Origin of the sequence: Micromonospora tarensis, from assembly GCF_016803395.1 — a bacterium.
GTDB classification, from domain to species: Bacteria; Actinomycetota; Actinomycetes; order Mycobacteriales; family Micromonosporaceae; genus Micromonospora; species Micromonospora tarensis.
This window is the reverse complement of the sequence record NZ_JAEVHL010000001.1, coordinates 107,318-116,536: the sequence shown is the minus strand read 5'-3', so window position 1 is coordinate 116,536 and position 9,219 is coordinate 107,318. Positions and strand designations below refer to the sequence as shown.

Sequence of the window (9,219 nt, the reverse complement as noted above, 5' to 3'; positions counted from 1 at the left end):
GTGTCGCTCCACTGCACGATGCTGGCGCCGTTGGCGGTCGAGAAGCCCGAGACGTCCAACACCTTGCCGGACAGCCGCGACTTCAACCGGTAGTAGCCACCACCGGAGTCGACGAACTGCCACTGCTGCTGGTTGCCATTGTTGCGGGTCCACTGGGTGATCCGCGCACCGTCGTTCGTGGCCAGGTTGTACACGTCCAGGGCCTTGCCGCTGTTGCGGTTGACCAGCACGTACCACGCGGTCGTGTCGACCGTCGCCGCGGCGGCGGGTGACGACACCACTGTCACGGCGGCGCCACCGACCATCAGTGCCGCCGCGCCGGCGGCGAGAAGCCGGGGCAACCACCGGCGCCGCCGCGCGGGCGGTGCGATCGATGGAGACCTATCGAGGGCAGACATGATCCTCCTCCAATGACCAAGAGCCGAACGGCCTGCCCGGAGCTGGGCCCACCGCGACGCGTGGCCGGGCCCAGGTGCCTCAGCGTTAGCGTTAACAAGACGCCTGGATGCCCTAGCGCACGCCTGATTCGAGATCGACGAAGCAGGGCTTGCCCGGTAAGCCGCGATGTCGTCGTCCTTAGGCATCGACTGTGAGCGATAACATGTCGTTCGTCAAGACGTAATGTGCTGGGAACATCGACCGGTGCCACCGTACGACTCGCAGCGCGGTCTCGGCTCACCGAACACCCGCAGGCCATCGCCTCGCTCGACAGGATCGGGACGGTCACGGTGGGCGCTAACATCGACGCTAGCCGACGTCGGCGGGCGCCTGAGGTAGGTGACGTCGCCGGAGATGCTGGCGCCGGCCCTCCGCCCGGTCAGCCTGAAACGGCACTCACACTGGTAACCCTCCACCGACTCGCTCGTTGGTCGCCGTGTGCGGCAAGCCACCGGCCACGGGTGTCGAGGCGTCGCCTGGGCAATCGTCGCGACCTGACCTGCGAGCGCCAGCAGGTGCGACGGGAGCGGCGGACTGATGAGGAGCACGGACCGGCCGGGCCACGACGTGATCCCAGAGCGTCGAGTCGCGCGACGCTACTGGAGTTGTTCTTCGACGTCTTCTACGTCGCCATGTTCGCGCAGCTCTCCATGCAGCTGCCCAGGAACCACAGCTGGGGCGAGCTGGGACAGACCCTCATCCTGCTGCTGGCCGCGTGGTGGACCTGGTCGGTGACGGTGAACGCCACCGAGTTCTACGATCCTCAACTCCGGGTGATCCAGGCCGTGGTCGCCGGCACCGTGTTCGGCGTGGCCCTGATGGCGGTCGCCGTACCAACCGCCTACGCCGGGCAGGGGCTGCTCTTCGCCGGCGCGTACGTCGGCATCCACCTGCTCCGGGGGGTCGTGCTGATCGTCGCGCTGCGTCCACGCCGCGCACACCCTCGGGAGGAACGGTTCCTCTTCTGGTTCGTCGTCTCCGGAATTCTGTGGCTCGCCGGCGCCTTCGCCGAAACAGCCTGGCGCACCGGCCTGTGGGCCGGCGCGCTCGCAGTCGACTACCTTGCTGCCGCGCTGCTACCCGACGCCTCGACGGGGCCGGTTGCCGATCGATCACTACACCCGGTTGAGCGTCCACTTCGGCGAGCGCTACCAGCAGATCGCCATTCTCGCCCTCGGGGAACTGGCACTGACGGCCACGTTGACGTTCAGCCGCGCGGCGTACACCCCCGCGCGCGTCGCCGCGTTCCTCACCGCGCTCGTCACCGCGTTGCTGTTCTGGCAGATCTACGTGTTGCAGAGCAACAAGCTCGTCGACCGGTCGGCGCACCGGCGTCCGCGAGAGTCGGTGGAGCTCGCGCCGTACGTCTACGCCTGCCTGGTGACCGGGGTCATCGCCACGTCCGGCGGCGTGGATCTCGTTCTCCACGATCCCCACGGCACCACCCCGGTGAGCTGGGTCGTCCTCATCGCCGGCGGACCGGTCCTGTTCGTGCTCGGACGAATGAGCTCGGAGTACGTGCTCCTCGGCCAACTGCCGCCCACCCGCCTGGCCTGGCTGGCACTGCTGCTCGCCGCGACACCGCTGCTGACCACGCTGGCCCCGGTGCTTGTCATGATCGTCAGCGCGGGTGTTCTGGCCGGCCTCACGATCACCGATGTTCGACGTCTCCGACGCGGCGCGTCAGCGAACTAGACCGCCTGTCGCCATCGCTGGAGGGGTCAGCGGCCGTGACCCTCAAATTGTCAGCTCGGGCAGTAAGAAGGTGATAACAGCCGCGGCGGATAAGAAAAGCCCTCTAGCTGCCTGACGGCCTGCTAGAGGGCTGTTTGTGCGCCCGAAGGGACTCGAACCCCTAACCTTCTGATCCGTAGTCACAGGCTTTTGGGCGGTCTCCCACAAATACCACTCTACAGCAAATAGAGTCGGCCCGCAACCTCCCTAGTCCAACCCCGTCCAGCCACGTCCTTGCTGGTCCAGGCGCTGCAGGCGACCGCCATCGCTAGCCATCGATTATTGCGAGGGCTCGCGGTAGCTGATGAAATCCGGCTGCGTCCCGGTAAATCCACGCCCGTCCCCCGTCGCCCGAGCAGCCACCGAGCAGCCACGGATCAACCGCTGCCCTGGCCGACGTCAGCCAGCCGGCGCTGGGTGTCCGATCGATCGGCTCGTAGATCGACCGCCTCGGCCAGAAGTCGCCTTACGCCGCGCGACGGGTCTAGACACGCAGTGTGGTGGTCCGGTTGGCTCTACACGTGACTCAGGTGATGGTCCGGCACGCCAGCCTCTGGCAAGACGCGGTTCGACTGCTGTTGTTGATCGACGCAGCCGCGAAACCGGTGGGCGAGGACAGCGAGGCACCACCGAGTGCCGTGGGCATCGTTCGCACTCAGGTGCGGTTGCAGAAGCTGGACTTCTGGGTCCGTTACCCGGACTACCTCGCCAACGAGCTTCTGAACGAGTACGAGTCCCACCCGGACTCACCAGGACTTATCGACGAGGCGGAGCGCATCCTGTCGTCGCAAGAGCCCGACCTACGCCGTTTCCCCATGCTGCGGCACCGCTTCGGCGCCTTCGAGCAGCTGGACAACGCCCTGTCGGTCCTCGTCGAGAGGGGCCTGGCGCGTAAGCATGACCGGCTCGGCGAACGCAGAGTCCTTCAGCACAACTATTACCTGCTCGAAAAGGGGCAGACGACCGCCGTCGACCTCCTGAGGGAAGCACCCGTGCTCGGCTGGTACGGCGATAGGACCCGAACCGTGGTGGCCCTCGTGGACAGCTTAGGTGGCAGCCATATCAAGGCTCGCCAGTACCTGCAGCGCGAATACGCCGACACCCCCATCGGCTCCTACATCCCGCCGATCACGGAACAGGCCCGCCGCCGGCTGGCCGAAGTCCGAGCGGCTGTCCCGGCCCCCACGGCCCGAGAGGAGCTGGTCCGGTGACGGCCACTGTGAGCCCGACGGCGGTGCAGACCTGGACCCCACCCAGCCCCGGCGAACTGCTAGCGACCGCTGCGACAAAATCCTCGGCGACGGTGGCCGATGTGGAGACGGTGCTGCGGGAATTCGGTATCACTCTGCCCAGCCCGATCCCACCGCATCGGCGCATCAGAGTGCTGCGACTGCGCGTCGAGGGCGTCAAGAAGACCGGCGAACAAATCAGCATCGACCATCGCTTGGACGCCGGCGTCTGGGCGATTATGCACCCGAGCAACTCCGCCGGGAAGACAAGCCTGCTTGAGTTCTTGGTATGGGGACTGCGGGGCCGAACACGCGATCTGCCTACCCACGTCAAAGCCTGGGTCCGACGCATCGCTGTCGACGTCACCGTCAGCGGCCAGCACGTCCGCGTGGTGATCAACCAGGACGTGTCGAGCGGGCGACCCCATGTGACCGCCGTGCTGCTGTCGGCCGATACCGAGGGCCAACTGCTGGCCGCGACCGACGGCGAGCTGCGGATGCTGGTCAGCGCCGACGGCGAGGAGCCGGTGGAGCAGCTCATCGGAGCCTTCATGCGGGAATCGCTTGGCTTGGATTCCACGGAACTCTGGAACAAGAGTGGCGGGCTAGACGGCGCGGGTGCCGCTCAGGTGCACGGCTGGCCGGCGTACTTTGGCGCCGTCTACCTCAACCCGGGCGGAGACAAACAACTGCTCGGAGACGTACCAGGGGCGCTGCCAGCGAAGTTGCTAGAGCTGTTCATCGGGATCCCGTACACCTCCCTGCTGACTCATCTCTCCGCCGCGAAGAAGCGGCACACAAAGTCCACGAACCAAGCCGCTCACCGTGCCGATCAGGACCGGACGATTCGCGGCCAAGAACGCGCGCAGTGGAAGCGGGAACTCGAGGACACCCGCCGGCAGCTGGCGGCAGCGCAGCGGGCCGTCAGTCCATTGGCCGAGGTGGCGCTAGCGGCGTTGATGCCGCGCTGGCTGACCTGCGTGCCGCCCGGGATGCCTACACGGCAGCCGAGGATGCTCAACAGGCCGCCGAGCAGGTGTGGTTGCTGTCTGAACAGCAGCTGATGGATGCCCGGGAGACGGAAGAGGCTCGGCGGGTGCTGGGTCGTTTGTCACCGACCTGCTGTTCGCGCTGTGAAATGCCCTTTGAACAGGACCGGTACTCCGTTGAGCGCCAGGACGCCTCCTGTGCTGTCTGCACCCGCCCGCTACCGCCGGTGGATCCGGAGCTGACGGCCGCCAGGCTCGTCGAGCTGGAGGAGCAGGTGCGCGACTCTCGAGAAACACGGCAGCAAGCCAAAGCGCACCTCGATGCCTGCGCTGGAGAAGCGGCGGATGCCCAGCGTCGCCATGAGGCTGCCGTCCTTGAGCTCAACAACGTCAGCGTGGCGCGGGCGTATCAAGCGATGCGCGATCTGGACCTCAAGGCGGCGCGGTTGGAGGGCCAGCTTCAGGCGACCGGCTCTGACGATGGCGGCGAGCCGGCCCAGCCGAACCGCTCGGAGCAGATCCTCCTCACGTTTCACTCCGTGGTCGAGGGCACGGTCCAAGAGGCGGCGAAGAACCTCTTTCCTGACCTGAACCAGCACATCGTCGAGCTGGCGCGGACCTTCGGGGTCGCAGACCTCGACTCAGTGAACATCCAGCGCAACGGACGGATCAACGCGATCAAAGACGGCGAAAAGACGCCCTTTGACGACTTCAGCCGCGGCGAGCGCCTGCGGATGCGGATCGCCACCGTCATCGCCATGTTGCGGATCAGCACTCGGCGAGGCGCCGCCTCCCACCCAGGGCTGCTACTGATCGACGCCGTCGGCGCCGAGGAAGTGACAACGGAACCAGGCCGCAAACTGATCATGGCTCTACGGGACCTGGCCGAGGAACTTCCGGCGCTCCAAATCATCCTGACAACGGCGACACCGCCGCTGATTGACGGCCTACTCTCCGACGAAAGGATCATTACCAATGATGGTGATCACATGTTCTAGCGCGAAAGTGATCTACTGAGCCAGGGCCCGAGCACGGCCGGTGCCACACTGACCGGGGAGCGCAGGATGACCACGGTGGAAAACGCCCTCGCGGAGTGGGCTACAGCCGCGACCCAGGAACAGCTCGATCAAGGCCCGAGCATCTCGGACCTCGGCGGCCTGGACGCCGTGCTGGTGGAAGCACGGTCCCTGGCTAAGGGCCCGCTCTTTCCCTACCTGCTGCAAGCGGTGGCACAGGACGCCTCGCAACCCCCTGCTACCCAGACAGAGCCGCTCTTCGCTGCGATCAAGGCCGGGATCCATGAGCCTCACGCAGCCTGGGTCCTGGCCGAAGCCCTCGACGTCCTCTATCAACACCCCGAACTGCTAGGCACGTTCGGCAAAAGCACCGCACAGTCTTTGGCTCGTCACGCCACTGACGCGCTGCAGGGCGGCCTCGACCCGGCCTACGCCCACACTGCGATCGCTGGCCTGCTGCAGCTGTCCATCAGCGAGCACGCAAACCCCCACCAGATCCTGTGGATTCTGACCGAGATCGACGGCACCGAGCCTCCTGAGGCATTGAAGCGCCTGCCCCTGCTCATCGGAGTCGCACACGACCACTACGACGACGAGAATCTTGTCGCGGTGTTGCAGACCCTTGAGACACATCTTGATCTACCACCAGCCACCCGCAACGACGCTCGGTACGAATTGGCCGTGATTGCCCTGCGGGCCGGCCTGCAAGCATCTGACCGAGCCGAAGTTACGCGGCTGCTCCGTGACGCAGCGATGCTCATGCACAGGGTAGACGGCGCCCAGGAGGCGCGCCTCGACGCGCGCGCCTACGCCCACGCCGTCGACGCCGTGCTCCTGTTCACGGATCTCGCCTCGGGGCCGGACCCCGCAATCCGTGACCGCATCGCTGCCGCAGCCGACTCCCTCGGTGCCGTGGTCATGCAGCGCGGCGCCTGGTCCAGCCGTACGCATCAACCGCGTTGGCTCGAAGCACGAGGCCAGACCGATGCCGCCTGGGCCCGGCTCGTCACAACCCTGACTACCACCGCCACTCACCTGCATGAGCCGAGCTGGTACGACGCCAGTGCCGTGCTGACCAGCGTGTTGCAGGTCTACGAAGCCAGCCGGGCTGTCCACACACCCGCAGGCGCAGGAGGGCTTGAGCGGCTGGTGCCCCCCTCAGTTGAGGCCGCTTTCATTCACGAGATGGGTCTACTCCATCATCTCGAGCAAGCGCTCCAGGTCGATCCATATATCGCTACACATCCTGACGCCAACCACCTGCACGCCGCCATTAGCGCTCGCCGAGCGGCCCTCGGCGCTGGATCACCAGCGGAGCCGCCGGGAAAACCGTCGGCTGGGCAGCCGGTCCTGGAGCTGCTCGAAGCCGTCGAGGACCCTGACCTTCAGGAGCACCTCCGCAAGATCGTGCTTGACCACGAGCGCGGCTACGCCCTCACCGGGAACGTCCTACTTGACCAGAAGATCGAGCGCGTCCTTGAAGAATTGGGTCGCAGTTCTGCCTGGAAGCACCCAGTAAGCGCTCATTTCACCACACTGCTAAGCCACGTCCTGCAGTTCCTTCACCATCGCTTCGACGCCCAGGCTGACTACCTGGGCACCGCGACCGCATACCTCGGCCCTCCCCCGCCTGGGAAGCAGTGGCCGGAGAAGGCTCTGCAGAACGACTGCCTTCAGCACCTGATCTCCAGACTTCCTAACGGGACGGTGCATCGCGAGGTGGTCGACGTTGCCTCTGGGCGCACTGACATCACCTACACCCCGTCGCCGGGAATGCGGTACAACGTCGAGGTCAAGCGCCACACCAGCGGCTGGACCGCACCAAGCCTGGAGAACAAATACATCGCCCAGGCAGTCAACTACACCGCCACCACCCCACCTTTCGGCATCCTGCTCATCGGGGACCACAGCAACCACGCGAGCGGCTACACGAGCTTCGACGACAGCGTTTGGGTGGTGTCGCGATCCCGAACACCCACCGAAACTCCCCGGCTGATCGTCGTGGGCGTGCTCCCAATAGGTCGTCCCACGCCGTCCGCTCTACGCTGAAACCTCTCCGACGGCTTGCATGACCAAAGCCCCGTTGCAACGGCAGCCGAACAGGGCTAGATGCCAAACGTCAGGGCGCCGATTCGGCGCGCCGAAGATCCGGCACGAGTTCGTGATCATCGCTGATCTTGTAGATTTTCGCGAGGTAGGGTTGACCGCTACGGAGGCGCTCGATCGCACTCATGGCCAGCACGGCACTCCAGCCTAGTGCGAGGTTCTGCTCAGGATCACGGCCGCCGACTCCGTCCGGCCGCAGTGCGGGAGTCTCGCGCTCTCCCCGCCACTCAAGGTAGGTGGTGAGCGTAGCGAGGCTGACATGCACGGCGCCGCCGAGTTGCCGGTGCAAACCGTAGATGGCTCCAGTACCGCCGTCGAACCAGTCTGAGATGGCGGGGATGTGGACCTGCGGCTCGCCTGGCGGATGGTGAAGATCCGATTGCATCTGCGGCGGAATAACCGTTCCGCCTTTCTGCAGATCCCTGACCATGTTGCGGTGGATCCTGTTCATGGATCCAATGACCTCATCCTCGCCGTCGTTGCTGTGCACGATCCATTGGGCGGCGAGGGCATGTTCGAGCGCTACGCGCGCGTTGACGCGCGCAGCGTAGGTCAAATGATGGTCATGCAGAGCGAGGGACGCCGCGACCTGAGCCATAGAGTGGACAACTAGGGAGTACGTCGCGTTGAACTTCCTTAGCAAACCACGCTCCACCTCGAACGCATCCCTAGTGCGCCAGTGCTCGAGGGTGGCGCGAGCGGCCGACAGATGAAGCCGCGCAAGCCGATCCAGCTCGAGGTCATCTCCTGCGAATGCCATCCGGCTCACCTCCGTGTCTTACTGAATAGCCTAGTTTGGCTGGCATCTGACGGGCGCGACGACGGGGTCTGGCCGGAGGACCGCGGTTCAGCGTGTTCGATTCCAAAGCGGCAACGTGCTCAATGCATCGAGCACTGCCCGCTCCAGTGCCGCAGCTGCAAATTTGTCCTCCGTTATAGCCCACCGCACGTGCAGATCAGCCCAGGCGATGGCGTCCTGCGCCCAAACCGTCGCCCGCTTCGCTGTTCCGCTCACCAGTTCGTCAAGGCGTCTTCGCACGAAGTCCGAGTCAGCAAGCGCTCGGTCGAGGGCCGCCTCGCCCAAGCCGCTGACGGCACCCTTACCTCGCTGGTAGACGGTCAATCGTCCTCGGATGCCCCGCCCGTTTCGCTCGCCGGCCATCCCGACGTAGACCAGCCCTCCGTCGGCATCCTGCCGGACAAGATAGACGCCCGGCAGGCGCGGTGCGCGGACGACCGCGTCAGCGAACGGCAGCCAAGGCGACCACGTCGCGAGGCGTTCCACCAGATTCTCATCCACTGCCACGGGAAGCCTGCCGCCCTTTGTACGCCGCTCGCCGCCAGATCGACGAGCGATGGCTGCTGCTCCTACGGGATGCCGGAACGTGCCGCCGAGTCATCCGAGGACGACCTCGTGGCGGTACGCCTGCACACGAGCGCCGTCTCCGAGCACGACCTCGACCCGACCAACGTTGTCGGGTTGCCTCCCCACGGCATGGACCGGCTTGCCGGCATGCTCATCTGGCCGATCGTGGTCGGTCTCGGCACGGTCAGGCCGGAAGACCCAGACCAAGTTCACAGGCCTACTGGACACGAATATCCCCCAGATTTAGCACGCTTGTTCGAGCGTCGAGTCTAGTCATATTGAGTCCGGCATGAGCCTGCGACACGACGTTTGTGCGCTCGCGAGCCAGTAGTGGCGACCCA

9 protein-coding genes and 1 pseudogene are annotated in these 9,219 nt (G+C 65.5%); 6 read left to right on the top strand and 4 right to left on the bottom strand.

The annotated features are described in order from the left end of the window. On the bottom strand, positions 1-398 hold a 398-nt coding region (locus tag JM949_RS00560), incomplete at its 3' end, for an RICIN domain-containing protein (RefSeq protein WP_203146477.1). 225 nt (positions 399-623) lie between these two features. On the opposite strand from JM949_RS00560, the pseudogene JM949_RS39500 reads away from it, so the two are divergent. The 6 genes and pseudogenes from JM949_RS39500 to JM949_RS00530 form a co-directional block, all read left to right on the top strand. After that, positions 624-1,520 (top strand): annotated as a pseudogene (locus JM949_RS39500) (low temperature requirement protein A); the annotation flags it as partial. Between the two features lie 19 nt (positions 1,521-1,539). Then, positions 1,540-2,133 (top strand): low temperature requirement protein A, encoded by a 594-nt coding sequence (locus JM949_RS38360; protein ID WP_203146476.1) that lies wholly within the window; start codon positions 1,540-1,542, stop codon positions 2,131-2,133. 560 nt (positions 2,134-2,693) lie between these two features. Beyond that, on the top strand, positions 2,694-3,383 hold the full coding sequence (locus tag JM949_RS00545) for a hypothetical protein (RefSeq protein WP_309231942.1): 690 nt from the start codon (positions 2,694-2,696) through the stop codon (positions 3,381-3,383). Further along, positions 3,380-4,465, top strand: coding sequence for a hypothetical protein (locus JM949_RS00540; RefSeq protein WP_203146475.1), 1,086 nt, complete (start codon positions 3,380-3,382; stop codon positions 4,463-4,465). Before JM949_RS00545 ends, JM949_RS00540 begins: the two co-directional genes overlap by 4 nt. Continuing rightward, positions 4,444-5,388 carry a hypothetical protein gene (locus tag JM949_RS00535; RefSeq protein WP_203146474.1) on the top strand — a complete coding sequence of 315 codons (945 nt, stop codon included), beginning with the start codon at positions 4,444-4,446 and terminating at the stop codon, positions 5,386-5,388. The genes JM949_RS00540 and JM949_RS00535 overlap by 22 nt, the downstream gene beginning before the upstream one ends. A gap of 66 nt (positions 5,389-5,454) precedes the next feature. After that, positions 5,455-7,455: a hypothetical protein gene (locus JM949_RS00530; protein WP_203146473.1), complete on the top strand. Its 2,001-nt coding sequence runs from the start codon at positions 5,455-5,457 to the stop codon at positions 7,453-7,455. A 70-nt stretch (positions 7,456-7,525) separates the two neighbouring features. Here JM949_RS00530 and JM949_RS00525 read toward each other — a convergent pair whose 3' ends face one another. From JM949_RS00525 to JM949_RS38895, 3 genes are all read right to left on the bottom strand, one after another. After that, positions 7,526-8,272: a hypothetical protein gene (locus JM949_RS00525; protein ID WP_203146472.1), complete on the bottom strand. Its 747-nt coding sequence runs from the start codon at positions 8,270-8,272 to the stop codon at positions 7,526-7,528. Positions 8,273-8,359: 87 nt separating this feature from the next. Then, entirely contained in the window at positions 8,360-8,812 is a 453-nt protein-coding gene (locus JM949_RS00520; protein WP_203146471.1) for a hypothetical protein, read from the bottom strand. Between the two features lie 96 nt (positions 8,813-8,908). Continuing rightward, positions 8,909-9,112, bottom strand: coding sequence for a hypothetical protein (locus JM949_RS38895; RefSeq protein WP_203146493.1), 204 nt, complete (start codon positions 9,110-9,112; stop codon positions 8,909-8,911). Between the last annotated feature and the right edge of the window lie 107 nt (positions 9,113-9,219).